The organism is Streptosporangium sp. NPDC000509 (assembly GCF_042898365.1).
Taxonomy (GTDB): domain Bacteria; phylum Actinomycetota; class Actinomycetes; order Streptosporangiales; family Streptosporangiaceae; genus Streptosporangium.
On the sequence record NZ_JBIAYX010000026.1, the window covers coordinates 1 to 24,883 of the forward strand.

Annotated in this window: 21 protein-coding genes; 9 read left to right on the forward strand and 12 right to left on the reverse strand. The window is 70.8% G+C overall.

All coding sequences use genetic code 11. The features are described from left to right. The first annotated feature begins 50 nt into the window (after positions 1-50). Both ACFY3D_RS35110 and ACFY3D_RS35115 read left to right on the forward strand, forming a co-directional pair. Complete coding sequence (locus ACFY3D_RS35110) at positions 51-701, forward strand: nitronate monooxygenase (protein WP_389987902.1); 651 nt, start codon at positions 51-53, stop codon at positions 699-701. Between the two features lie 331 nt (positions 702-1,032). Then, positions 1,033-1,440 (forward strand): ATP-binding protein, encoded by a 408-nt coding sequence (locus ACFY3D_RS35115; RefSeq protein ID WP_389987905.1) that lies wholly within the window; start codon positions 1,033-1,035, stop codon positions 1,438-1,440. Positions 1,441-1,617: 177 nt separating this feature from the next. On the opposite strand, the gene ACFY3D_RS35120 is transcribed toward ACFY3D_RS35115, so the two are convergent. The 3 genes from ACFY3D_RS35120 to ACFY3D_RS35130 form a co-directional block, all read right to left on the reverse strand. Beyond that, a complete protein-coding gene (locus tag ACFY3D_RS35120) occupies positions 1,618-2,433 on the reverse strand; it encodes a hypothetical protein (protein WP_389987908.1) in 816 nt (271 codons plus the stop codon). Between the two features lie 15 nt (positions 2,434-2,448). After that, on the reverse strand, positions 2,449-3,009 hold the full coding sequence (locus tag ACFY3D_RS35125; RefSeq protein WP_389987911.1) for a hypothetical protein: 561 nt from the start codon (positions 3,007-3,009) through the stop codon (positions 2,449-2,451). Between the two features lie 311 nt (positions 3,010-3,320). Continuing rightward, positions 3,321-4,013 (reverse strand): TetR/AcrR family transcriptional regulator, encoded by a 693-nt coding sequence (locus tag ACFY3D_RS35130; protein WP_389987914.1) that lies wholly within the window; start codon positions 4,011-4,013, stop codon positions 3,321-3,323. A 21-nt stretch (positions 4,014-4,034) separates the two neighbouring features. Here ACFY3D_RS35130 and ACFY3D_RS35135 point away from each other — a divergent pair, with 21 nt between their 5' ends. Further along, a complete protein-coding gene (locus ACFY3D_RS35135) occupies positions 4,035-5,222 on the forward strand; it encodes an FAD-dependent oxidoreductase (protein ID WP_389988192.1) in 1,188 nt (395 codons plus the stop codon). A 546-nt stretch (positions 5,223-5,768) separates the two neighbouring features. Here ACFY3D_RS35135 and ACFY3D_RS35140 read toward each other — a convergent pair. Together ACFY3D_RS35140 and ACFY3D_RS35145 are read right to left on the reverse strand one after the other, a co-directional pair. Further along, complete coding sequence (locus ACFY3D_RS35140) at positions 5,769-6,446, reverse strand: response regulator transcription factor (RefSeq protein WP_389987917.1); 678 nt, start codon at positions 6,444-6,446, stop codon at positions 5,769-5,771. Then, the gene (locus tag ACFY3D_RS35145; protein ID WP_389987920.1) at positions 6,443-7,636 is read right to left on the reverse strand and encodes a sensor histidine kinase; all 1,194 of its coding nucleotides are present in this window, start codon (positions 7,634-7,636) and stop codon (positions 6,443-6,445) included. The genes ACFY3D_RS35140 and ACFY3D_RS35145 overlap by 4 nt, the downstream gene beginning before the upstream one ends. A gap of 87 nt (positions 7,637-7,723) precedes the next feature. On the opposite strand from ACFY3D_RS35145, the gene ACFY3D_RS35150 reads away from it, so the two are divergent. Genes ACFY3D_RS35150 through ACFY3D_RS35160 form a run of 3 tightly spaced genes read left to right on the forward strand, consistent with a single transcriptional unit; the run spans position 7,724 to position 11,002 of the window. Beyond that, positions 7,724-8,641 (forward strand): ATP-binding cassette domain-containing protein, encoded by a 918-nt coding sequence (locus tag ACFY3D_RS35150; RefSeq protein ID WP_389987923.1) that lies wholly within the window; start codon positions 7,724-7,726, stop codon positions 8,639-8,641. Beyond that, positions 8,638-10,194: a hypothetical protein gene (locus tag ACFY3D_RS35155; protein WP_389987926.1), complete on the forward strand. Its 1,557-nt coding sequence runs from the start codon at positions 8,638-8,640 to the stop codon at positions 10,192-10,194. The genes ACFY3D_RS35150 and ACFY3D_RS35155 overlap by 4 nt, the downstream gene beginning before the upstream one ends. Before the next feature lie 43 nt (positions 10,195-10,237). Beyond that, a complete protein-coding gene (locus tag ACFY3D_RS35160; protein ID WP_389987929.1) occupies positions 10,238-11,002 on the forward strand; it encodes an ABC transporter permease in 765 nt (254 codons plus the stop codon). Between the two features lie 26 nt (positions 11,003-11,028). Here the strand turns inward: ACFY3D_RS35160 and ACFY3D_RS35165 are convergent, their stop codons facing one another. The 3 genes from ACFY3D_RS35165 to ACFY3D_RS35175 form a co-directional block, all read right to left on the reverse strand. Then, positions 11,029-12,075: an LLM class flavin-dependent oxidoreductase gene (locus ACFY3D_RS35165; RefSeq protein WP_389987932.1), complete on the reverse strand. Its 1,047-nt coding sequence runs from the start codon at positions 12,073-12,075 to the stop codon at positions 11,029-11,031. 82 nt (positions 12,076-12,157) lie between these two features. Further along, a complete protein-coding gene (locus ACFY3D_RS35170) occupies positions 12,158-12,913 on the reverse strand; it encodes an alpha/beta fold hydrolase (protein ID WP_389987934.1) in 756 nt (251 codons plus the stop codon). A gap of 278 nt (positions 12,914-13,191) precedes the next feature. Then, positions 13,192-14,175 (reverse strand): YafY family protein, encoded by a 984-nt coding sequence (locus tag ACFY3D_RS35175; protein ID WP_350949899.1) that lies wholly within the window; start codon positions 14,173-14,175, stop codon positions 13,192-13,194. 57 nt (positions 14,176-14,232) lie between these two features. On the opposite strand from ACFY3D_RS35175, the gene ACFY3D_RS35180 reads away from it, so the two are divergent. Together ACFY3D_RS35180 and ACFY3D_RS35185 are read left to right on the forward strand one after the other, a co-directional pair. After that, positions 14,233-14,991, forward strand: a complete 759-nt coding sequence (locus tag ACFY3D_RS35180; RefSeq protein ID WP_389987939.1) for a DeoR/GlpR family DNA-binding transcription regulator — start codon at positions 14,233-14,235, stop codon at positions 14,989-14,991. A gap of 228 nt (positions 14,992-15,219) precedes the next feature. Continuing rightward, complete coding sequence (locus tag ACFY3D_RS35185) at positions 15,220-16,398, forward strand: MFS transporter (protein WP_389987942.1); 1,179 nt, start codon at positions 15,220-15,222, stop codon at positions 16,396-16,398. Positions 16,399-16,425: 27 nt separating this feature from the next. Here ACFY3D_RS35185 and ACFY3D_RS35190 read toward each other — a convergent pair whose 3' ends face one another. Beyond that, entirely contained in the window at positions 16,426-20,016 is a 3,591-nt protein-coding gene (locus tag ACFY3D_RS35190; protein ID WP_389987945.1) for an AAA family ATPase, read from the reverse strand. Between the two features lie 138 nt (positions 20,017-20,154). On the opposite strand from ACFY3D_RS35190, the gene ACFY3D_RS35195 reads away from it, so the two are divergent. Then, entirely contained in the window at positions 20,155-21,177 is a 1,023-nt protein-coding gene (locus ACFY3D_RS35195; protein WP_389987948.1) for a GTPase family protein, read from the forward strand. 39 nt (positions 21,178-21,216) lie between these two features. Here ACFY3D_RS35195 and ACFY3D_RS35200 read toward each other — a convergent pair whose 3' ends face one another. From ACFY3D_RS35200 to ACFY3D_RS35210, 3 genes are read right to left on the reverse strand one after another with little or no spacing between them, the layout of a single operon-like run. Beyond that, a complete protein-coding gene (locus ACFY3D_RS35200) occupies positions 21,217-22,782 on the reverse strand; it encodes a glycoside hydrolase family 13 protein (protein ID WP_389987951.1) in 1,566 nt (521 codons plus the stop codon). Between the two features lie 40 nt (positions 22,783-22,822). Continuing rightward, complete coding sequence (locus ACFY3D_RS35205) at positions 22,823-23,803, reverse strand: carbohydrate ABC transporter permease (RefSeq protein ID WP_350949893.1); 981 nt, start codon at positions 23,801-23,803, stop codon at positions 22,823-22,825. Between the two features lie 14 nt (positions 23,804-23,817). After that, complete coding sequence (locus ACFY3D_RS35210; protein ID WP_350949892.1) at positions 23,818-24,735, reverse strand: sugar ABC transporter permease; 918 nt, start codon at positions 24,733-24,735, stop codon at positions 23,818-23,820. Positions 24,736-24,883 lie beyond the last annotated feature (148 nt).

Sequence of the window (24,883 nt, forward strand, 5' to 3'; positions counted from 1 at the left end):
GGCCTGACCCTGGTCCTGATCGGTCACCTCGTGCCGCGGGGCCCCCTGCCTTGCCCCTTTGTGGTTGGGGGGGGGGGGGGGGCGGGGGCCCCGGGGGGGGGGGGCGCGGGGGGGGGGGCCGGGGGGGGGGGGCGGGGGGCGGGGGGGGGGCGGGGGCCCGCCCCCCCCCCCCCCCCGACATACTGTGCGTCCAAGGTGAGGAGGCCGGCGGCCACCGCGGGTCGTTCACCAACGCGGACGCCGAGGCGATGCCCCTGGAGCGCCTGCTGTCTCAGGTGCGGAAGGTCTCACGGCTTCCCCTCATCGCGGGCGGTGCCGTCGCCACGGCCGCCGACGTCTCCCGGGTCCTGTCGGCGGGAGCGACCGCGGCCGCGGCGGGCACCGCCTTCCTGCTCTGTCCCGAGAGCGGCACCGGCGCGACCCACCGCGCGGCGCTGACCGATCCTCACTTCACCCGCACCGCCGTTACCAGGGCCTTCACCGGGCGCCCCGCACGCGGCCTGGTCAACCGGTTCATGACGGAGTACTCCGGCCGGGCCCCCGCGGCCTACCCGCAGATCCACCACCTGACGGCGCCGCTGCGCCGCGCCGCGGCGGCCGGCGGAGACGCGCAGACACTGCACCTGTGGGCGGGCACCTCCTGGAGGCGAGCACGCGAGGCGCCCGCGGCGGAGGTCACCGCCGGCCTGGCCGCGATCTGAAACCGGCCCTCGGCCCGCACCACCGGAAAAAACCGGACTGACCACAGGTCCCAGGCCCGGAAACCACCGGCGTGACAGGTCACGGACAGCCATGCGACCGGTACGCGCCGCGATACGAGAAAGCCCGCCGGCTCCGGCTCCTCCCCCGCCGAACACGGCTTCGGCGACCTCACCTGGGGAGAGAGCGCTCCCACCGCAAATGGATGATTGAGCAGGTCAGGATGGGTAGTGACCTTGCACAACTTTCACAGCGACCGTTCTGGTTCTGGCGGACACGTCGGTAGCGCCCCCGGTGAAAGCCACAGACGGCACTCACGTAAAGGGGACGGGCATGCACACCGACCAGCGTGGCCACTGGCCGATCAGCACCGACCTGATCGGCCTGCGGCGGCATCTGCACCGCTACATGAGCCAGGTCGGCCTGGCCGGAACCCGGCGCGACGACCTGCTGCTCGCGGCCAACGAGGCGGTCATCAACGTGCTGGAGCACGGCGACGCGGCCGGAAGCGTGAGCGTCTGGCACGACGAGGCGGACCTCGTCGTCGACGTCGTCGACGACGCCGGACGCCTCACCCCCGAGCAGGCCGACCGCCCCCGGCCCGTCCCGGGCTCGGTGCGCGGGTTCGGGCTGTGGCTGATGGGCCGGCTTTGCGACGAGTTCAGCATCCGCCAGAGCGACGGCCGATCCCTCGTCCGGCTGCGGATGCACCTGAACGCCGTCTCCGGCGCCGCCGGATAGCCCGCCGGGGCTCTTTTGACCGGGTCGACGTCGTGACGTGACCGGTGTCGCAGAAGAACCGCCGTGAGCGGCGACATCACGGCCGGCGCCGTAAGAGGGCCGGGCTGCGGTCATCGCCCACCGGCCCGCGCCTTGCGACGAGACCGCGTTCCGCACGCACGGCACGGGCCGCCGGGCTCAGCCGGTGAGCGAGTCCGGCTCCCGCGAGCGAGCGGCCGTGAACATCAGCGGGGTGCCGACCCCGTGCCGGGCACTCGCGTCGGCGAGAAAGGCGGCCAGCCACCCCAGCGCGTCCAACGACCACTCGGCCAGGGTGCCGCGCAGGGCGACTCGGTGACAGGCGGGACCGAGCCACAACTCGTCGATGACGGTGGGTTCCAGGATCACGTCGTCCGTCACGGTGAGCGAGTCGCACGAGAAGACGTCCTGGTCGAGTTCCCGCATCCACCTGAGCATCTCGGGCGCCGCCGAGCGGATGGACGGATCCTGCCCGCCGTCCAGCGTCACCCGCACCCGTGTTCGCAGGTGCGGGTCACCGTCGGCGAACCAGCCCGCGTCCTGGAGCAGGGTCATCACCGCGCTCCCCTGCGACGAGGTGTCCGTCGGCGCTTCAAGACTCTGCACGGGCAGCAGGACCTGAAGCGCCTCCAGACGCAAAGCGCCGATACGGGCCACGACGTCGTCCGCGCACGACAGGAACGCCTGCACCGGCAATGGCCGACCGGCCGGGACCGGCGTGGTCAACGACACCTGAAACCACGCGACGCGCGCCGGTCGCGATGATTCCGGAAGTGGATCCTGCCCGGCGTCGTTCATACCCCACAGGCCGCCGGTCGCGTTCTGCGCGGCCTCGGTGAGCCATCCCATCGCGGAGGCTCTCGCGGTGAACAGACTGTAGGCGTCGGAGGAGGCGACGAGAGGATCTCGCCACGGGTGCGGCGCCAGCTCACCGTGCAAAGACACGAGCATGGTGCCGGCCGGTCTGATACTCACGTCGCCTCCTCGGGGTCACCGCCTGCAGTAGATGTTCTGGCCCGGGGTGACGAGCTTGCCCGGGTCGTCGGCCAGGCCGACCAGGTCCACGTCGATGACGCTACGCCACCCGGTCAGGCTGCTGCTGTTGCAGCCCGCACGCCCGGTCGCGCGGTTGCCGGCCCCGCCGCCGGACCTCACCGTCGCGCTGCCCACCGTGCCGGCGTTTCTCCAGCTGCCGTCAGCGTAATACTGCTGCAGCTGCACGGTGACGATCGCGAGCGTGGCATTGCAGTTGCCGTTGATCCACCAGCCGTGCCCGGACGCCTCGAAGGCGGAGCTGGAGACGTGGACGTAGTCGCCCCTGGTCTCGAAGTAACACACCGCGGAAAGCGATCGGCTGTTCTCCGGGGAACTCGTGTTTCTTGAGATCGCCTCACCACCTGCGGGCGCGGGTGCCGGAACGGGAGCGGGCGCGGGCGGAGGGGCGGGCGCGGGTCGCGCCAGGGCCGCGCCCGCCGAGGTCGGTGAGATCCCGAGAAGCAACGCGCCCACGATGCCGACCGTCGTGGAGATCGTACGAAAAGAGTGACGCATGACCGCACCTCCGAGCTGAGTCGAGCAGGATCGAGGGCTGTCGCGCACCCCCGTCCGGCGGTTGAAAGCACGCGCGGCGCCGACCTCGATCGGCGCACGGCAAAAATAAACGTTTCATTGTCGTTCTATTGTGTCAAGAAAATTAAAATCATTAAGAGACGTTTCGCCGCCATATGATTTATAATTTCGCATGCGCGCCGAAATTTCGCTCTTGATTATTTTCGCGGCGATTTATCGCAAATGCCCGATAAGCCGGAGGCGGGGAATTAAATATGTGTTTTTCTGATGATGTGAGCTGGAAATCCTGAGTGTCACGACGACGGGCGGGCAAGTTTGGCGGCCACGGCGTCGAGGACCCACTCCAGGCCCGTCGTGAAGGACGTCTCGGCGTCCACCTCCGTGCCGTCGTGTATGGCCTTGGCGAGCGCCGGGAAGCGGCCCGTGGCCAGCATCCTGCTCACGTACGGACCGGAGGCGCGCTGCCAGTCGAGCTTGGACAGGCCCGTGGCACGCTCGGCCCGCAGGTCCGCGACCTCGCGCCTGATCGCGCCGGTGAAGTAGGCACCGACGGTCTCCACGGCGCGCAGCACGGTGTCGAGGTCGGCGAGGCCGTCGAGGGCGGCCAGCGTGGTCTCGTTCACGGCGAGGGCGTTCGGCCCCAGGGTCGGCCGGCCACCGAGCAGGTCGGCCAGCCATTCGTGACGGAGGGTGGCCGACCTGGTGCGGTGGGCGCGGATGCGCAGCACCTCCCGCCAGTCACCGGACCGTTCCTCGGGGAGGATCTCGGCGTGAACCTCGTCCACCATGAGGTCGAACAGTTCCTCCTTGGTGGAGATGTATCCGTACAGCCGCATCGGGCCGACGTCCAGCCGGGCGGCGACCTTGCGCAACGACACCGCCTCCAGTCCCCCCTCGTCGGCCAGCGCGATGGCGGCGGCGACGATTCGCTCCCGGTCGAGCGGCACGGGGCGAGCCGTCGGCTCCGGTCGATCCCACACAGTCATGGGCTACATCGTACTGTTGCGATACACCGTAATGATCAAATACAGTGTATCGACATGAGACACCGTATCGCCGTGATCGGGGGCGGCCCCGCCGGCCTCACCTTCGCCCGCGTCCTGCACCGTCACGGTCACCGCGCCACCATTCTGGAACGCGATCCCGCCCCCGACGCCCGCCCCCCGGGCGGCACGCTGGACCTGCACGAAGAGATGGGCCAGCTCGCGCTGGACAAGGCAGGACTGCTGACGCGCTTCCAGGCGCTGTCTCGCCCCGAGGGACAGGCCATGCGCATCCTGGACACGGACGGGACCGTCCTGCGCGACTGGCAACCGCGTCCCGGTGACCGCGCCAATCCCGAGATCGACCGGGGGCAACTGCGTGACCTGCTGCTCGGTCCCCTCGACGTCCAATGGGGGCGGGGCGTGATGCAGGTGGTACCGGAAACCGGGGACGGCGTGCTGATCCGTTTCGCGGACGGGCGGCAGGAGACGTTCGATCTCGTGATCGGCGCGGACGGTGCCTGGTCCAGGGTCCGCCCGGCACTCTCGTCCGCGACACCGCACTACACCGGCGTCACCCTGGTCGAGACCTCCCTGGACGACGTCGACACCCGCCACCCCGACCTCGCCCGGCTGATCGGCGACGGTTCCGTCGCCGTGTACGGCGTGAACCGCGCCCTCGTCGCCCAGCGCAACAGCGGCGGCCACGTCAAGGTGTACGCCCAGTTCCGCGCGCCACTGAACCGGTACACGAACCCGCAGGGGCGCACGGGCCCGGGTGCGGGCCTGGACCCGGCCGACGTCGAAGCCGTGCGATCAAGCCTGCTCACCCTGTTCGACGGCTGGGCCTCCCCCGTCCTCGACCTCCTCCGCCACGGCACCGCCTTCTTCCACCGCCCCCTCCATGTCCTGCCCGTGCCCCACACCTGGACCCATGTCCCCGGTGTGACGCTACTGGGCGACGCCGCCCACCTGATGCCCCCGTTGGGGGCGGGCGCGAACCTCGCGATGCTGGAGGGCGCGGAACTCGCCGAGGCCGTCGCCGCCGCCCCCGGCCCAGAAGAGCTGGACGAGGCCGTCCGCGCCTTCGAGGAACGGATGTGGACACGGGCCGACAGGTGGGCGAAATTCACGACGGCCGGTCTGGAACGCCTCGTGAGCCCGGACCCCGCCGAAGCCCTCGCCCTCTTCGACGAGGTCCAGCCCTCTTGAACGCCAAGCGCGAGAGCACCGACGCCCGACCGGCCCGTGCGGTGTCCCTGCGGTCACCGGAGACGGTCGCGCCCCTTGGCAACCGAAACAGATGCAGTACCGGTCGACGCTACCGGACGGCTTCGTCACCGAGACCGGGCTGTCCCTCCAATCGGACAACAAGGGTCTACTGCGGCCTCGATCGCCTGTTTCATCTCCCGTGCGCCGTGCTCGATGCGAACGCGGACCTCAGCGGCTCGCGTGTGGGGCAGCACGTTGGTGGTCCAGATCAGCCGCCCTCTTTCGTCACTCTCCGGGTGGACTTCGAACGAGGCGTGGTGGTGCTCGAGCGGTGGTCTCGCGCCTTCGACAACCGAATAGGTCAAGCAGCGGGAATCATCATCGATCGCGACAATCAACTCGCGGATGACGTGCCCATCGGGAAAGGTCAGGAACCGCTCGTTCCCCTCCAGCCGGGGTGTCGGCGACACGGCCCGGCAACAGACGTTCGTGCACGGCTCCGACGTCACGCAGCACATCCCAGATGTGATCGAACCACGTCGGCCCCTAACGGAGACGGGGATCGTGGGCCGTGATCCGGTACCCCACCCCGGGAGTCGTGGTGATGGCCGAGGGCTCGCCGAGCTTGCGGCGCAGGCGGCCGATGGTGACCGTGACGGTGTTGGTCAGGGGGTTGGCGTGCTCGTCCCACACCTGTTCGAGCAGGTCCTCGGCACTGAGGAACGCCGGAGCGGCGTGGAGAAGGGCTTCGAGCAGGGCGAACTCCTTGACCGACAGGTCCAGGTGACGGCCGTCACGGGTGGCGGTGCGGCGCAGCGGATCGAGCTCGATGTCGGCCGCGCGCAGCGTGCGAGGCCGGGCGGTGGGCCGGCGGCGGGCCAGGGAGCGAATGCGCAACACCAGCTCGGGGAAGTGGAAGGGCTTGGCCAGGTAGTCGTCGGCCCCCAGGGTCAGGCCGGTGACCCGGTCGGCGGGCGAGCCGGCGGCGGTCAGCATCAGGACCATGACGCGCTCGTCGCGCTCGGCGATCATCCGGCAGAGGGCGTCGCCGTGGATGCCCGGCAGGTCGCGGTCGAGGACGACCACGTCGTAGGCGTTGAGGTCGAGCTTGGCGGCGGCCTCCAGGCCGTCGTGGGCCACGTCCACGGCCATGCCCTGATCGCTCAGGCCTTCGACGAGCACGGCGGCGAGAGCGCGGGCGTCTTCGACCACGAGCACTCTCACGCCATAACCTCCGCCGGCACGGCCACCAGGGGCAGCGAGATGGCGACGCGGAGGCCGCCTTCCGGCCGGGCCCGCAGGTCGAGGGTGCCGCCGTGCGCGGCGACGATGGCCGCGACGATCGAAAGGCCGAGCCCGGAGCCGCTGCCGGAGTGGGTACGGTCGGCGCCAAGACGCTGGAAGGGCTCCACCAGTCGGTCGACCTGCTCCTGGTCGAAGACGCGTCCGCCGGTCTCGACGACGAGCCGGGCCTTGGTGTCGTCGGTGTCGTCGGTGGTGGTGAGGCGGATCCAGCCCTCTTCGCGGTTGTGGGTGATGGCGTTGTCGATGACGTTGTCGATCATTCGGGTGAGAAGCGTACTGTTCCCCCGCGTCCACGCGCCGTCGTCGACACAGCCCGCCGAGTCGACGACGAGGCGATGGGCGCTGATGTCGGCGGCCCGGGCGTGCAGGGCGGCGCTCGCCAGTTCGCGCAGCGACAGCCTCGTGCGGTCGGCCAGGGCACCGCGCTGGGCGCGGGCGAGCGTGAGGAAACCTTCCAGCAGCCGATCGACCTGATCGAGTTCGGTGCGCAGCCGACCGGCCAGCGCCACCGTCTGCACCGGTACGGGCTCCGGCTTGGCCAGGGCCACGTCCAAGGACGCGCGCATGGTGGCCAGCGGAGTGCGGAGCTCGTGGGAGGCGTTGGCGACGAACCGGCGTTGCGCGGCGAACGAGCCCTCCAGCCGTTCCAGCAGCTCGTCGACGGTGTCGGCGAGATCTTTGACCTCGTCGGCCGGACCTCGCAGGGCCAGCCGCTCGTGCAGGTTGTCGGCCGAGATCCGCCGGGTGGACGCGGTGATCATCCGCAGTGGGCGCAGCACCCTGCCCGCGACGATCCGGCCCAGGACGACCGACACCACGGCCATGACCCCGAGTGCCAGCGCCGAACCGATCAGGAGCCGGCGTGACTGATCCGCATGGACGTCGGAAAGCCGGGCCTGGAGCCAGGCGATGCGATCCATGGCGGCGGCGAGCGTGACCGGCTCGACCGGCGAGGCCCCAGGGGGCGCGACCTGGCTGACCTTCGTCTCTCCGAGCCCCACCAGGTTGTTGATGGCCAGCAGCCCGACCGCGGACAGCAGGAACATGGCACCGTACAGAACGGTGAAGCGCAATCGTACGGTGCGTGCAGGTCGTCGCCACTTTCGCATGGCATCCAGGATGCCGTGCCTGACCTAACAGCGGTGTGACAGCGCCCGTTCGACCCGTGTTAGGGCCGAGTCCGTACAACCGATCGCATGCGAGCGAACATCGAAGTCAGCGGGCTGCGTAAACGATTCGGCCCGACCCTGGCACTGGACGGCATGTCGTTCACCGTCCTGCCCGGTCAGGTCACCGGGTTCGTCGGCCCCAACGGGGCGGGCAAGTCCACCACGATGCGGGTGATCCTCGGCCTGGACACGGCCGACGAGGGCCACGCGCTGATCGGCGGACGGCCCTACACCGGCCTGCCCGACCCGCTCACCCACGTCGGCGCGCTGCTCGACGCCGACGCGCTTCAACCGAGCCGCACGGCACGCGACCACCTGCTGTGGCTGGCCCACTCCCAGGGCCTGGACGGCAGGCGGGTCGACGAGGTGCTCCACCAGGTCGGGATGCGGACCGCCGCCCGGCGCAAGGCGGGCGGCTTCTCGCTGGGCATGCGCCAGCGACTCGGTATCGCGGCCGCGCTGCTCGGAGACCCGCCGGTGCTCATGCTGGACGAGCCGGTCAACGGCCTGGATCCCGAGGGCATCGTGTGGATGCGCGGCTTGCTGCGGTCACTGGCCCGCGAGGGACGCACCGTGCTGGTGTCCAGCCATCTGATGAGCGAACTGGAGGACACCGCCGACCATCTCGTGGTGGTGGGCAAGGGCCGCGTCATCGCCGACACCAGCGTGGCCGATCTCATCACGACCGCCTCCCGCGGCCGGGTCACCCTGCGTACCGCCGCGCACTCGGAGGCCCTGTCCGCGCTGGGTCACGCCGGCGCCACGACGGCCGTGACCGACCGCGACACGATCGTCGTCTCAGGGCTGCCGCCGCAGCACATCGTCGCGGTACTCAACGCCAACGAGGTGCCGTTCTCCGAGGTGGCGACGCACCGAGTGACGCTGGAACAGGCCTACATGGACCTCACCGCCGACGCGGTCGAATACCGGGGAGCGGCACGATGAGCACTCCCCCCTCACGCTCCGCCGGGCGCGAGGACTTCCGGCGGCTGCTGCGCGCCGAGTGGACCAAGTTCAGGACGGTACGCGGCTGGGTGGTCACCATGAGCCTGGCCGCGCTGGTCACCGTGCTCATCGGGCTGCTGTCGGCCTCCGGCAGCCACACCTCCTGCAGCTCCGGCCCGGTCGAAGTGGCCTGCCCGCCGCCGCTGACAGGTCCGGGCGGCGAAGCGGTGGACGACAAGTTCTACTTCGTGCACCGGCCGCTGTCCGGAGACGGCGGCATCACCGTCCGCCTCACCTCCATGACCGGGCAGATCCGTAAACCCGATGTCACACCGGGGCGGCGTAACGTGGTTCCCGGCCTCGTGCCGTGGGCGAAGGCCGGAATCATGATCAAGGAGAGCGTCAGACAGGGCTCCGCCTACGCGGCGGTGATGATGACCGGCGAGCACGGGGTCCGGATGCAGCACGACTTCACTCACGACGTGGCCGGCCGGCCGGGTGGCGTCTCCCGGCAATCGCCACGCTGGCTCCGGCTGACCCGCTCCGGCGACACCCTCACCGGATACGAATCCACCGACGGTACGAACTGGACCCAGACCGGCATCGCAACCCTGGCCGGGCTGCCACAGACCGTCCAGATCGGCATGTTCGCCACATCGCCTGGAGATCTGACCGTCACACAGGGGGATCTCGGCGGGTCCGTCGCAGCGGTCCGCTTCACCGAGGCCACCGGCGAGTTCGACCAGGTCAAACTCCAGGGCAACGTCTCCGGCACATGGCGCGACGACGACATCGGCGTCACCATCGCGCCCGACGGGACGAAGCACCACCCGGGCCGCGCCGGCCGGTCCGGCGGCACCTTCTCCGTAACCGGTGCCGGTGACATCGCGCCGGCCATCGAGGGCCCGGCCCCCGAACACCCCCTCAGCGGCGCGCTGATCGGCCTGATCCTCGTGATCGTGGTGGCGGTCATGTTCGTCACCGCCGAATACCGGCACGGCCTCATCCGGACGACCCTGCTGGCCTGCCCGCGCCGCGACCGGATGCTGGCGGCCAAGGCACTGGTACTTGGCTCGACCACCTTCGCCGCCGCCCTGCCCGCCACCACGATCGCGTTCACGGTCGGCGGGCGGATTCTGCGCGACAACGGCAACGCCGTCCTCCCGGTGTCCCCGCTCACCCAGGTGCGCGTCATCGTCGGCATGGCGGCGTTGTTCGCGCTGGCCGCCGTGCTCTCCCTCGCCCTCGGCGCGCTGCTGCGGCGCGGCGTCGCGGCGGTCGTCACCGCCATCACGGTGATCGTGGTCCCGCACGTCCTCGCGGTCACCTCGGTCCTGCCCGACAGCGCCGCGCAGTGGCTGCTGCGCGTCACCCCGGCGGCCGGCTTCGCCGCGCAGCAGAGCATCCCGCAGTACGCGCACGTGCTCGGCCACTACGCGCCCATCGCCGGGTTCTACCCGCTGCCGCCGTGGGCCGGTCTGACCGTGCTGGCCGGTTACACAGCGCTCGCTTTCGGCCTGGCCGTCCTCCGGCTCAGCCGGAGGGACGCATGAGACGTCCCCACCTGCACCCTGCCTGGCGACGCGGGAGGAGTGCATGAGCAGGCATCTGCATGCGGAGTGGACGAAACTTCGCACCCTGCCCGATACCGGCCGACTGCTGCTCGCGATCGTGGTGCTGACCGTCGCCGTCGGCGTCGCGGCCTCCGCCGTCGTGTCGTGTTCCCCGGCTGCCTGCGGCCACGACCCCGCCAAGGTCATCTTTTTCGGGGTCCAGGTGAGCCAGGCCGTCGTCGCCGTCCTGGCCGTCCTGGCGATCACCGGCGAATACGACACCGGCATGATCCGCCTCACCCTGGCCGCCATGCCGCGCCGGACCGGCGTCCTGGCCGCCAAGGCGATCACCCTGGCCGGCGTGACCCTGATCACCGGGAGCGTCGCCGTGCTCGCCTCCGCGCTGTCCGCACCGCGCATCCTGCTCGGCAACGGTTTTCCCGCCGAAACGCTCGTCCTCACCAGCGCTCCCATGCTGCGCGCCGCCGCCGGGTCGGTCCTCTATCTGACGCTGATCGCCCTGTTCGGCCTGGGAGTCGCCACCGTCGTCCGAGACTCCGCCACCGCCGTCGGGGTCGTACTCGGCCTGCTCTACCTCTTCCCCGCCCTCATCCTCATGGTCGCCGACGCCGGCTGGCAGCGGCTTCTCTGGCAGATCTCCCCGATGAACGCCGGGCTCGCCGTACAGGCCACCACCGACCTCGCCACGCTCCCCCTCGGTCCATGGACCGCTCTGAGCGTACCGGCGGCCTGGGCGGCCGCCGCGCTCCTGGGTGGGGGGTTGTCTTTTCGGATGCGTGATGTGTGACCAACCGGCCACCTTTACGATGTAGATCAAACTGACCAAGCGGCCGTGGGCCCTCGGCCGTGGAGCTGCGGCAGTACTTCGGCGCCCAACCGGCGGATGTTCTCCAGGGTGCGGGCGTGCTCGCCCGCACCCTCGACCATGAGGATCAGGTGCTCGAGCCCGGTCACCTCGCGGGTTCGCCTGATCGTCTCCACGCAGTGGCGGGCGTCACCCACCGGATGGACATCGGTGAGGAAGTCGACGTACTCCCCCACGTCTCGCCCGGGCCGCCTGCGACCGTCCACCGGCACGTACCCCTTCAGGCCAGGCTCCAGCCAGCGGGGCATCGCGCTCCTCAGCTCGCGTACGGCCGCCGCCGTCGAGTCGGCGACGTATCCGACGACGGCGGCCACGTGCCGGACCGCGTCCGCGCCCGGTGAAGGCGACGCGACGGCTCCCTGCGCGGGCGGGAGCGCCGCCTCGTAGCCGGCGAGCATCGCGGCCTTGCCCGCGTCGTCCATGTGCATGCCGAGCAGCATCGGCAGTCCCCGCGTGGCCGCGAGCAGCGCCGTTTGCGGCGAGGTGCACGCCACGACGGGCCGCAGCGACGCCGCCGGTACCATCGCGACCTCGCGGAAACGGAAGAACTCCCCCGCGGCCGACACCGTACGCTCCCCCAGTGCCCGGCACAGCAGGTCGAGCGACTCGGCGAAGCCGCGTTCGAATCTCGCCAGGCCGGTGCCGAAGACCTCAAGGTCCACCCATGGCCCGCCTCTGCCGACCCCCAGCGCGAAACGCCCGTCCGACAGGTGGTGCAACATCGCCGCCTGCTCGGCCAGCGCCACCGGGTGCTGCGTGGACAGCACGCTCACAGCCGTCCCCACCCCGATCGTCCGCGTGCCGCCGAGCGCCACCGCCGCCAGCGTGGCCGCCGACGGGCACACCCCGTACGACATGAAGTGGTGCTCGGCGATCCAGGCGTCGTCGAACCCCGCCTCCTCCGCCACCGCGATCGCCTCCACGCAGTCGCGCAGCACCTGTCCCTGTGGCCTGCCGGGGAAACCCGCCGCGACCAGGAAGATTCCGATCCGCATCCTGCCCATCGAACACCTCCGGCGTGGATCTCCTACGTGCGGTCCCGGGCCGCCTCGCCGGGCATGACCCGCTCCGGCGCTCTCAGCCCGCGGGCCGGGTGAGGTGCCGGAGGATCAGGGAGGTGATCTCCCCGGGGCGCTCCATACTCGGCAGGTGCCCGGCCCACTCCAGGTGCACCGCCGTCACCGAGGCCAGTCTGTCGGCCAGGTGGCGGGCCGTCATCTGGAAGTAGGGCAGGTCGTGGGCGCCGCCGACCACCAGGGTGGGCATGGTCACCCGGTCCAGGTCGATCTCCCCCTCCAGCTGCGAAGGCTCGGGGTCGGCGGCGAGCTGGACCTCGAAGGCGTGGCGCTGCATGGCCATCTGCCCGGTGCGGGCCCGCCCGTCCGCCTCGGGGCCGAGCCAGGTGCGGGCGTTGAGCTCCACCGCGGCCTCGACCTCACCCGCCTCCAGCAGCCGGTCCTCCTCCTCGCCGAACACGACGAGGTCGGGGGTGGGTGGCAGCCCGCACGCGGGGTTGAGCAGCACCAGCCGGGAGACCAGGGCGGGATGTGCGGTGGCCACCTCCAGCGCGACCTGGCCGCCGTAGGAGGCCCCGACCAGCGCGGCCCTCTCCACCGCGAGGGCGGCGAGGAGATCGGCCACGTCGCCGGGATCGGAGTAGGGGGTCTCGGAGGCGTACGGTGTGCGGCCGTAACCCCGCAGATCTGGCCGGATCACTCGGAAGCGGGCGGTCAGCGCCTCCCACTGCGGGTCCCACATCCGCGAGTCGGCGGCGCTGGAGTGCAGCAGCACCACGACCTCGCCCGCTCCCGCCTCGTCGTAGGCGAGCGTCATCGGGCCTCAGGAGAACAAGGGTCGTGCGAGGTGAGCAAGAGCATCCGGCCATCGTCGCGGCTGTTTCCGCTCTCCGCAATCGGTTAACCGCAAGGGTACGGTCCCTGAAGCAGGTGAGCCGGGCGGGGGCAGGAGCAAGCCGGAGGAGCCGGACCGGCCGAGGACGAAAGCGGGCCGGACGGCCCGAGGTCCACGAGCGGACCGAAGGACGAGGGCGGGCCGGCTCCGCGAGTGCGCGGTCGAGGCGAGTCCGGTGCGAGGAGCGGGCGGGACCGCCCTCAGCCGGGATCCGTGCCGTACAGCGCGGCGAGGTCGGCTACGGTGGCGGCCATCCGCTCGCGCAGCTCGGGTGGCTCCAGGACCTCGATGTCGGCGCCCAGGCTCAGCAGCTGCCAGTGGGCTTGCTTGGCGGACTGGATCGGCAGGCGCAGCACGACCCAGCCGTGCTCGTCGGGCGGGTCCGCCTTGGCCAGCGCGGCCTCGGCGACCTCCGCGCCCACCGTGTGGCGCAGCATCCTCTCGTTGCCCGGTGCCATCCGCACCACGGCCTCACCGGTGTGCATCCGCTCGCGGAAGCCGGCGGTGTAGTCGCGCCAGAAGGCGGGCAGGTCGAAGTCGGCGGGACGCTCGAAGTGCCCCTGGGCGAGCTCGGCGCTCAGGATCCGCGACACCCGGTAGGTGCGTGGTCCTCCCTCACCGGCGCTCGCCACCATGTACCACGCTCCGCCCTTGAGGACCAGGCCGTACGGGTGGGCCAGGCGCTCGACGTCGCGAGGCCCCCAACGGCGGTAGGTCATCCGCAGCGGCCGCTGCTCCCACACCGCTTGGGCCACCTCCCCAAGGAAGGGGGCCGAGTCGGCGTCGCCGTACCAGCCGGGAACGTCCAGGTGGAAGCGCCGGCGCATCCGGGAGGCGAGCGAGCGCGGCTCGGGTGGAAGCGCGGCGAGCATCTTCAGCTCGGCGTTGGCCGCGACCTCGGCCAACCCCAGGTCGGCGGCCGGTCCCGGCAGTCCGGCCAGGAACAGGGAGGAGGCCTCCTCGGCGGTCAGCCCGTTGAGACGGGTGCGATAGCCGTCCAGCAGGCGGTATCCGCCGACGGGGCCGCGGTCGGCGTAGACCGGCACCCCGGCCGCCGACAGCGCTTCCACGTCCCGGTAGACCGTGCGGACGGAGACCTCCAGCTCCTCGGCCAGCTCGGTGGCCGTCATCCGACCGCGGCTCTGCAGGAGTAGCAGCAGTGAGAGCAGACGACTCGCGCGCATGGCGGCCATTGTCCCGCACGTTTGCCAATCTCACACAGCCTATGTTCAAATGAACACGTGGAGAGTAACAATCGCATTCGCGCGATCATGTCGGCACTGCGCGCCAGCGACGTCGTCTCGGTCGCGGAGCTGGCGGTCGAGCACGCCGTCTCTGAGATGACCATCCGCCGCGACCTCGACGAGCTCGCCCAGCAAGGCGTGGTCAGGCGGGTGAGGGGTGGCGCGGTGAGCCTGCTGCTGCGCGGCGAGGAGCCGCCCTTCGGAGTGCGCGAGCGCGAGGCGGTGGAGGTCAAGCGACGGATCGCCGCCGAGGTCGCGGCCCTGCTCGCCGACGGGGAGGCCGTGCTGCTCGACAGCGGCACCACCTCCCTGGAGATCGCGCGCGTGATCCGCGACCGCCGTCTCACGGTCCTGCCGCTCTGCCTGCAGTCGGCCACCGAGCTCAGCTCGGCCTCCCGGATCCGCCTGGTGCTCCCCGGAGGTGAGGTCCGCCCGGGCGAGCTGAGCTTCACCGGCCCGCTGACGGAGAGCGCCATCCGGTCCCTGCGCTTCGACACCGCGGTCATCGGCTGCTGCGGCCTGTCCGCCGAGCACGGCCTCACCGCCCACGACCTGTCCGACGTCGCCGTCAAGCAGGCGGCGATCGCCTCGGCCCGGCGCGTGATCGCGGCAACCGACTCCGGCAAGTTCACCCGCACCGCGTTCGGCGCCGTCTGCCCGCTGGACCGCCTCGACATGGTCATCACCGACACCGCGCTGCCCCCCGCCGAGCACGACGCCATGATCGCCGCAGGCGTCGCCGTCCGCACGGTCTGACCCGCACGACCTGAATCACACGACCTGATCCGCATCACCTGCGCCGCCGCACCTCTCCCTCTCGATCCGCATCACCTGGTCCGCACCGTCCGAGCCATGCCATCCGCCCCACGTCGCCCGACCCCGGCGACCGGCCGGAACCGGAGTCCTCGCTCGGCGAACCCGCCGGAGACGTAACGGCCCACCCGCCCTCCTCCGATCCGCACCGTCCGACTGGAGCCCTCCCCCATGCACGTCACCACCTTCGACCGGGCCGCGCTGCTACGCGGCCGGGTCGCGGTCTATCTGCTCTTCCTGCTCTCGGGCATGTCCATCGGCACCTGGACGGCGCGCATCCCGTCGATCAAACAGGGGCTGGGGCTGAGCGAGGGCGAGCTCAGCCTCGGGCTGCTCGGCATCGCCGCCGGGGCGATCGCCGGCATGCAGGTGGTCGGCCGCCTGGTCGACCGCTACGGCAGCGTCAAGGTGATGTTGCCGATGGCCTTCGCGCAGGCCCTCGTGCTGATCCTGCCCGCCTTCATGCCGAACCTCGTCGGCCTCGCCCTCGCGCTGTTCGCCTTCGGCGCGGTGCACGGCACGCTGGATGTGGCGATGAACGCCAACGCCGTCGAGGTCGAGCAGGCCACGGGCCGTCCGATCATGTCGTCCTTCCACGCCGTGTTCAGCATCGGCGGCTTCCTCGGCGCCGCCGCGGGAGGGCTGCTCGCCCAGGCCGCGTTCAGCCCCGGGCAGACGTTCACCGCGGCCGCCGTCGTGATCGTCGCGCTCGCGCTCTGGGCCACCCGCTGGGCGCTGTCCCTGACCGCGCACACCGCCCCCGCGGGGACGGGGCCGGCGGCCGCCGGCGGAAACGGAGGCGGTGGGGTGCTGCTGCTGGGCGTCCTCGCCTTCTGCTGCATGATCGGCGAAGGGGCCGCGGCCGACTGGAGCTCGGTCTATCTACGCGAGAGCCTCAACAGTTCCGACGGGTTCGCCGCGGTCGCCTACGCCGCCTTCTCGATCATGATGACCGCGGGCCGTCTCGCCGGCGACAGGCTGGCAGCCCTGCTGGGACCGGTGAACCTGGTGCGCGCGTGCGGGGCGTTGGCCGCCTCCGGGCTCGGCTTCGGCCTGCTCGCCGGAAACCAGATCGCCGCGGTGATCGGTTTCGGCTGCTTCGGGGCCGGCCTGTCCTGCATCGTCCCGCAGGTCTTCTCCGCGGCCGGTAGACGCGACCCGGCCCGCGCGGGAAAGGCGCTGGCCAGGGTGGCGAGCCTGGGGTACGTGGGATTTCTCAGCGGGCCCGTGCTGATCGGCGGTGCCGCCGAGCTGGTCGGCCTGCCTCGCGCGCTCGCCGTTCCCGCCCTGCTCGCTCTTTTTGTCGCACTGGCCGCGAGAGCGCTCAGGACCCCCGCCTTTACAAAGTAGATCAAAAAAGCGCACCCCGCCGGACGGTCAAAGAAGTGACAGTGCCCGGGCGGCGACCCCGGCCATGCCCAGGCGTTCGGCCAGGCGCAGCGCACGGCGCAGCAGATGGGCGGCCTCCCCGCCGGGATCCCTCGTCTCCTCCCCCACCGGAGCCGCTGCCAGGGCCTTTGACGAGTCCGGTACGAAGCCTTCCGCCGCGTCCCCGCGGGCCTCCCGAGAAGAATCCGCGCCGTCTCGCACCAGCAGAGCCCTGGCACGGTCGAGGTGGAGGTGCGCGATCAGCGGGGAGGCGGCGTCGGCGAGCAGCAGCGCCTCGTCGAAACAGCGCAGTGCCTCCTTCGCGTCCCCCTCGGCCAGCGCGAGCAACCCGAGATAGCGCTCGGCCGGCCCCAGCAGGATCGCGGGCCACCCGGCGAGCGCGATCTGTCCTCGGTGGGCCGACAGACGCCCTCGCACCAGAGCGGCGCACCGCGACAGTTCGGGGTCGCCGTGCCCCGCCTCGATGAGAAGCGCGCACGACTCGGCCAGCAGGGCGAGCGTCGGGACCGACCACCCCTCGGGCGGCAGCGCGCCGAGATCGGAGGTCTCGCGGAAGAACGCCCTCAGCCGGTCCCTCGCGTCCTCGTGCCCGCCGAGCTCGCAGAGCGCCAGGATGAGCGCCGCGCGCCAGATCGGGAAGTACTCGTACTCGACCGCCTGCCTGGCGAGCCCGGAGTCGAAGATCTCCCCCAGCCGTCCCTGCTCGCGCAGCAGCCAGTAGTGCTGCGCGAGCAGGGTCTGCCGCAGCGTGTCGGCGAAGACCGTCTCGCCCTCGCTCTCCTCGTCCAGTCGACGCCACTCGGCCAGGACCCGCTCCTCGGCCCGGTCGAACTCCCCCTGCCAGACGTCCATCAGCGTGTCCAGGGTGTTCTGCAGCCAGGCGCCGAAGACCCGGTGGTTGCGCGCGACGTGCCTGCGGTGACCGGCCACGGTGGCGGCGGCCTCTCTCAGACGGCCCAGCCGGAGCCGGTCGACCGTGAGGGCGACCATGGCCTCGCTGCGAAAGTGCGCCGACGCCGCCTCGATGCTCGCCTCCCTGAGCCGTTCGGCGATGCCCAGCAGCTCTTTCGGCGGCGCGAAATCGTACAGGCCCCATCTGCACTCGTTGAGCACCTCGCAGCGGATGAGCGGCCCGGCCCCCGACTTCTCCAGCTCGCCCAACGTCGCGCGGGCCAGCTCCACTCCGGGCCGCAGGCCCTCGTACGTGGGGTCGAGGCTGTCGCTGACCGCCATGGTCAGCTTGTGGGCGAGGTGCGCCTGCAGTTGCAGCCGTAGCGCGACCGCCTCCTCACCGATGTCGCCGCGGAGCGCCTCCAGGCTGCTGCCCAGCACGTGCAGCAGTTGCCGGTCGGCCTGTCCGGGGGCCGACCAGCGGCGCGCCAGCCTGATGGCCGCCACCGCCGCGAGCCTCGGCAGTTTCTCGCCGTCGCGATGGGCCCGCAGGTACAGGCGCTCGGCCTCCTCCAGGTCACCGGCGTCGGTGCGCGCGTCCCCCAGCGTGATCAGCAGGCCGACCCGGGTCTCGGCGTCGCACCGCATTCCCAGCCCGGCCAGTGCCCAGGTGATCGCCCCCTCGGTGGCGAAGCCGCGTTGCTGTGCCCGCGCGGCGCCGAGGCAGGCCGCGGCGACGCGCTCCTCGGGCAGCCCGCTTCCCGAGGATCGGGCGTGTTCCGCGACGCGCACCGGCAGCGCCGGGTCGATCCAGCCGTCGCCGCTCATCCGCGCCGCCCGCTCGTCCAGGATCTCGAACGCCCGCCGGTGCAGTTCCATCGCGAGTGCCGGGTGGTGCCTCAGCTCCCGCAGCAGGCTCTCCCTGATCGTGTCGTGGCCGAAGCGCAGCCCCTGGTGGTCGATGAGCGTTCCGGCCGTCACGGCCACCGCGCGCCTGCGGTTCGCCTCATCGGTGTCGATCTCCAGCATCTCCGCGACGAGATCGGGGTCGATCTCCCTGCCCAGGGCGGTGACGGCCGCCGCGGCGAACCAGCGGAACATCGGGCTGGAGGCGGTGTCGTGCCCGGGGAGGTCGCGGGGCAGGTCACCGGCCTCGGTGATCCGGCACAGCTCCAGCGGCAGCCCTTTGGTGCCGTCCATCGCCCTGCCGGTCTCCGCGCGGGTCGGTTCGCGGCCCCAGGTCGCGCCCAGCCATTCCGCCACCTCCTCGATCCCCAGCCGTGACAGCGTCAGCACGTCCATCCGCCCTCGCCAGCGCGACGGCTCCGAACGGTCGGTGAGCACGAAGCCGACGGGAGTCTCGCCGAGCCTCCCGAGCTTCCCGAGGGCCTCTCGCACCTTGTGCAGCAGGTCCTCGGCGTCGGAACGGAGCAGGTGGGCGTCGTCGAAGACGACGAGCAGGCCGGCGCCGCAGGTCAGGCGCAGCAGGGCGACCAGCAGGTCGATCAGCCGCCGCGGGTCGCGTTCGTGGCCGGGTCCGCCGAGCGAGACGAACAGGCCCGCCGACATCAGTCCCTCCAGCGTCTCGCGCTCCTCGGGGCCGATCGGGACGGCCGGACCGGCCAGATCGCGCCGCAGATCCTCCCACAGGGTCCCGACCAGTACCCGCCACGGCTGGAGGTCGCCGAGTTCCTGGCACGGGACGGTCACCATGCGCACCTTCGGTGGCAGCAGCACGGCCAGCTCCTCCACGAGCCTGGTCTTGCCGACTCCGGGTACGCCGCAGACGGCCAGGGCCACCGGCTCGCCGCGTCCGAGCCGTCCGGCCAGGGTGGACAGCAGCAGGATCTCGTCCCTGCGGCCGATCAGGACCCGCGGGGCGCCGTGACCGTAGGCGCGGGCGGCGGGGGGTGACGGCGGGTGGCCGAGGCCGTGACCGCGCAGGGCCAGCAGGTCCTGCGCCCGGCTCACCGCGTCGTCCCCGGGGGAGATCGCGCGGCGCCGCTCGATCATCTCCCTCGCGACGACCGCTCCTTCGTCGCGCAGCGCGATGAGGAAGCGCAGCAGCCACAGCGGGCCGCTGTCCTGCTGCCCGTCGGCGAGGACCTCGCCGGTGAGGAATTCCGCGTCGCCCAGCAGGTCGAGCCGGATGGCGACGCGGGCGATGAGCCTGATCAGCTCACGGCGCCGCTCCCTCAGCCCGGCGTGGTAGCTCTCGCAGACCCTGGGCGGGATCCACGCGCCCGCCAGTGACGCGAACGGGTCGCCGGACCACTGTCCGAGCGCCTCTCTCAGCGTCCGCAGGGACGCGGCGAGGTCGCCCTGTTCCAGCAGTGTCCGTCCGTCGCGCAGGTAGGCCTCGAAGCGCCGCGTGTCGACAGTGGCGGCGAGGCGGCCGGGCGCGTCCTCGACCAGCTCGTAGACGTGTGAGCGCCTGGCCCCGGGGATGTCCAGCCCACTGCCGCGCAGCAGTGCGCGCAGCCGCGAGACGGGCGGTGCCACCTCCACGTGCCGGTCCGCGGCCGGTTCGGACAGCCCGGAGGCCAGGGCGGCCGGGGAGATCGGGCCGCGGGCGGAGACCAGCATGGCCAGCGTCTTCGCCAGCTGCGGGTTGATCTCCTGCGGCACTCCGTCGATCACGATGTCCACGGTGCCGAACAGCCTGATCTCGAAGCTCGCCACATCCACCGCCCCAAAGGATCGATTCGTGTTTTTCCGGCGACGGCTCCGGCTGCAAGGTCATCGCAAGGTTGTTCGCCGCATCGTGGAGATGAGCGCGGAAACCGGCTCGAAGCGCTCGACAACGATGTCACAGGAGACGCCCTCATGGCCAAGATCGAGGACTTTTCCGTCGGCCCGCTGGACGACGGCCAGCTGAAAAAGGCCAGAGAGAATATTCGGCGCGAGAGAAGTGCAGGATCAGATAAACCACTAACTGTGGCAATAATGGGACAAACGGGAGTAGGTAAGACGTCTCTCCTGAACAGCCTTTTCGGCACCGATCTCACCGTCGGCCACGTCCGGCCGGTCACCCGGAGACCGGAACCTGTCTCGGTGCCCGGCACCTCACGTCACATGCTGACCTTCTGGGACATGCCAGGCATCGGGGAGTCCGACGCCGCCGACGAGACCCACCTGGCCATGTATCTGGAGAGACTGATCCACTGCGACGTCGCCATCTGGGCCTGCCACGCCGACAACCCTTCCACCGCCTATGACGAGCAGTGCCTGCGCAGGCTGCTCGACACCGTCGCGATCGAGACACGACGGCTCATCATGAGCAAGCTCACCTTCGTCCTCACCAAGGCTGACGTGCTCGCCCCTCCCCCGTGGATCTTCGACATGCGCGGGGACCGGGGCACCTTCGGCCCCGGCGGGGCGCTGCTGCGTCGCCTGGAGGAGAAGGCCGCCTACTACGAGAGCGTCTTTCTCGAACCCCGCGCCGACCTGCTTTTGGCGAGCACCTACGGCACCGGGGAGTTCACCGTCTCCGACGAGAGGCTCGGCTTCGACCGCCGGGGGGTTCACTACCGCGGTTATTTCTCCCAGCAGGTGTGCGACACCTACTCGGAGCGCTATCCGGCGCACCGGGAGGTCTTCTCCCGGCTGCGCGACAACCATCGGGTGCTGCCCTGTTCGGCGCTGTTCAGGTTCAACCTCACAAGGCTGATGACCGGCGTCGTGAACAGGCTCGGTCCCAGCGCCGTCTTCCGCTTCCGGCGCCTTCTCCAGGAGGTGGAGGAACTCACCGAGGTGCCGGTGTCCACGGCGCGCACGTACGGCAATCTGATGATCTGGGACGGTGAACGCGGCACCAAGGCGTTCGACCTCGCCGAGATCCCCCTCTGAGCGGAAGAGGAGGATCCCGGCGGCGGCCGGAGCGGAAGGTCAGGCCGTACGGAGCCAGACGGCGGTGTCGGAAGGAAGAAGGTTCTCCTCCAGCGGGCCGCTGGCGAGCAGGACCGACTCGTGGGCGGGCAGGGTCACCGGCTCCGCGCCGAGGTTGACCACGCAGACCAATCCCGACTCCCGGCGGAAGGCCAGCACCCCGTCCCGCGCCTCCAGCCAGGTCAGCGTGCCGTCGCCGAGCAACTCGCGGCGCAGGTGCAGCCCGGCGCGGTAGAGGGTGAACATGGACGTGGGGTTGGCGGCCTGGGCCTCGGCCGTCAACGCCTTCCACTCCAGCGGCTGCGGCAGCCACGCCTGCCCGGCGCCGAACCCGAACGGCGGCTCGTCCCCCGACCACGGCAGCGGCACCCGGCAGCCGTCGCGGCCCGGGTCGGTGCGGCCGGAACGCACCCAGATCGGGTCCTGGCGCAGTTCGCCGGGGATGTCCTCGACCTCCGGCAGTCCCAGTTCCTCGCCCTGGTAGACGTAGAGCCCGCCGGGGAGCGCCATCGCCAGCAGCGCCGCCGCCCGGGCCCTGCGCTCACCCAGCACCGGGTCGGCGGGCATGCCGTGCTTGCGGTCGGCGTGGCTGAAGGAGGTGTCGGCCCTGCCGTACCTGGTCACCGGACGGGTCACGTCGTGGTTGGACAGCACCCAGGTGGGGGGCGCTCCCAGCGGGACGTGCGTGGCCAGGGTGAGGTCGATCGACCCGCGCAGCGCGGCCGCGTCCCAGGCGCACGCCAGGAAGTCGAAGTTGAACGCGGTGTGCATCTCGTCCGGGCGCAGATACCGGGCGAACCGCTCCTGGTCGGGCAGCCACACCTCGCCGATCAGGATCCGGTCGTCGTACTCCTCGGCCACCCGGCGCCAGCCGCGGTAGATCTCGTGGACCCCGTCGAGGTCGGTGTAGGCCTCCTCGCCGCCCAGGCTGTCCATGTCCTTGACCAGCAGGGCGGCCGAGTCGATCCTGATGCCGTCCACGCCCCGGTCGAACCAGAACCGCAGCACGTCGTGGAACTCCTCGACGACCTCCGGGTTGTCCCAGTTGAAGTCGGGCTGTTCCGGCGCGAACAGGTGCAGGTACCACTCGCCGTCGGCGATCCGGGTCCACGCCGGCCCACCGAAGATCGACTGCCAGTCGTTGGGCGGCGACTCGCCGCTCTCGCCCCGTCCCCGGCGGAAGTGGAAGCGTTCGCGCTCGGGTGAGCCCGGCCCGGCCTCCAGCGCCCGCAGGAACCACCGCTGCCGGTCGGATCCGTGGTTGGGCACGATGTCGGTGATCGTCTTGATCCCCAGGGTATGCGCTTCGGCGATGAACTCCTCCGCCTCGGCGAGCGTGCCGAACGACGGCTCGATGTCACGGTAGTCGGCCACGTCGTACCCACCGTCGGCCATCGGCGACGGGTACCAGGGGTTGAGCCAGATCGCGCCGACGCCCAGGTCGGCGAGGTACGGCAGGCGCGCGCGCAGTCCCGCGAGGTCGCCGACGCCGTCGCCGTTGCCGTCGGCGAAGCTCCGGAGGTAGACCTGGTAGATCGCGGCTCCCCGCCACCACGTTTCGGACATGCTGGAACAACTCCTTAGTAAGCGTAGGTGGGTGACGAGGTCAGCCCTTGAGGCTGCCGGCGGTGAGACCGGCCATGATGCTGCGCTGGAAGACAAAAAAGACGATCATCGTCGGGATGCTCGCGATCACCAGCGAGGCGATCAGCACGTTCTGCGGCATCTGCGCCGAAAGGGAGGCGATACCCACGCTGATCGTCATCTTCTCCCCGTCCGGCAGCACCAGCAGGGGCCAGACGAAATCCTTCCAGACGTTGACCACCGAGAGGATGGACACCACGCCGAGGATCGGCCGGGAGACGGGGAGCACGATCGACCACAGGATGCGCACCGGAGAGGCGCCGTCGATCTGCGCGGCCTCCAGTAGTTCCCTGGGGATCGAGTCGAAGAAACGCTTGAGCAGGAAGACGAAGAACCCGTTGGCCGCGGCGGGAAGCCAGATCACCCAGGGGGTGTTCAGCAGGTCCCAGCCGAAGATCGGCATGTCCTTCACCGTCAGATAGGCGGGCAGCAGGATGACCATCGGCGGGATCATGAGCGTGGCGAGCATCATGCCCAGGACCACGTTGCCCAGCACCGGCCGCAGCTTCGACAGCGCGTAGGCGGCCGAGACGTCGACGGCGAGCGTGAACAGCCAGGCGCCGCCGGCGTAGACGACGGTGTTGGTGAGGAACAGCCCCAGGTCCAGCTGGTCCCACGCCTCGGCGTACACCCCGAGGTCGAAGGAGGTCGGGAAGAAACTCGGCGGGATCTGGGCGAGTTCCTCCGGCGTCTTGAGCGCGCCGGTGACCATCCAGTAGAGCGGGAAGACGAACACGGCGGTGAACAGGAGCACCACCGCGGTCAGCACGACGCGGTAGATCAGCCGCCCGTGCGGGGTGGTGAGGGTGTGCGGGGAGACCAGGCTGCGCACCTCCCGCGCCGCCTCCCTGGGCCTGCGCGGCCGCCCGCCCCTCTTTCCCCCGCCAGGTTCCGGCGACCGGACGGGAGCCGGGCGAGCAGGTTGCACGGTGAGGTTCGACATCGGCGCTTGCCTCCTTAGCTCTGGTTGTCCCGCGACAGGCGCAGGTAGAAGGCGGAGAACACCATCAGCACGACCATGAGCATCAGCCCGAGCGCGCCTCCGGCGCCGAAGTCACCGAAGTTGAAGGCGTACTGGTACATGAGGTAGGCGACGGTGAGCGTCGCGTTCTCCGGGCCGCCGCCGGTGAGCAGGTACGGCTCGATGAAGACCTGCATGGTCGCCACGATCTGCAGCAGCAGCATCACCAGCAGGATGAGCCTGGTCTGCGGGATCGTCACATGCCAGACCCGCCGGATGAGCCCCGCGCCGTCCAGCTCCGCGGCCTCGTACAGCTCGCCGGGGATGCTCTGCAGCGCGGCGAGGTAGATCAGCGTGCCGGTTCCCAGGTTCATCCAGGTGGAGACGACGACGAGGGAGATGAGCGCGGTGTCGGTGGAGTCGAGCCAGCTTAGGGCCGGCAGGTGTGCCAGGTCCAGGATCTGGTTGAACAGGCCCGCTCCCGGGTCGTAGAACCACTTGAACAGCAGCACCCCGACGGCGGGCGGCAGCATCACCGGCAGGTAGACGACGAACCTCAGGTAGGCCCGCGCGTGACGCAGCTCGTTCAACACGATCGCCGCCACGAACGGGACGAGGTAGCCGAACACGAGCGCCAGGCCGGTGAAGGCGAGGGTGTTGAGCCACGCCTGGGCGAACGCCGAGTCCTCCGTCACGGTACGGAAGTTCTCCAGGCCGACCCAGGTGGGCTCGTCGACGAAGTTCGTCTGCTGGAAGCTGAGCAGGACCTCCCTCACCATGGGGTACCAGGAGAAGAAGGCGAAACAGATCAGCGCCGCGCACAGGAACCCGTAGGCGGTCAGGTTGCGCCGCACTCCTTGCCGCAACGCTCCCGGCTTCCGCCTTCGCGGACCTTTCACGGTCATTGTGGTCATCGGTTGACTCCCGATTTCGACATGAGTGCCGGGGTGGGGGGGCCCGGGGGCCCCCCCCCCCCCCCGGGGGGGGGGTGGGGGGCCCCCCCCCCCCCGTGGGCCGGGGGGCGGGCGGGGCCCCCCAACATTAGCATTGGGGGGGCCGGCA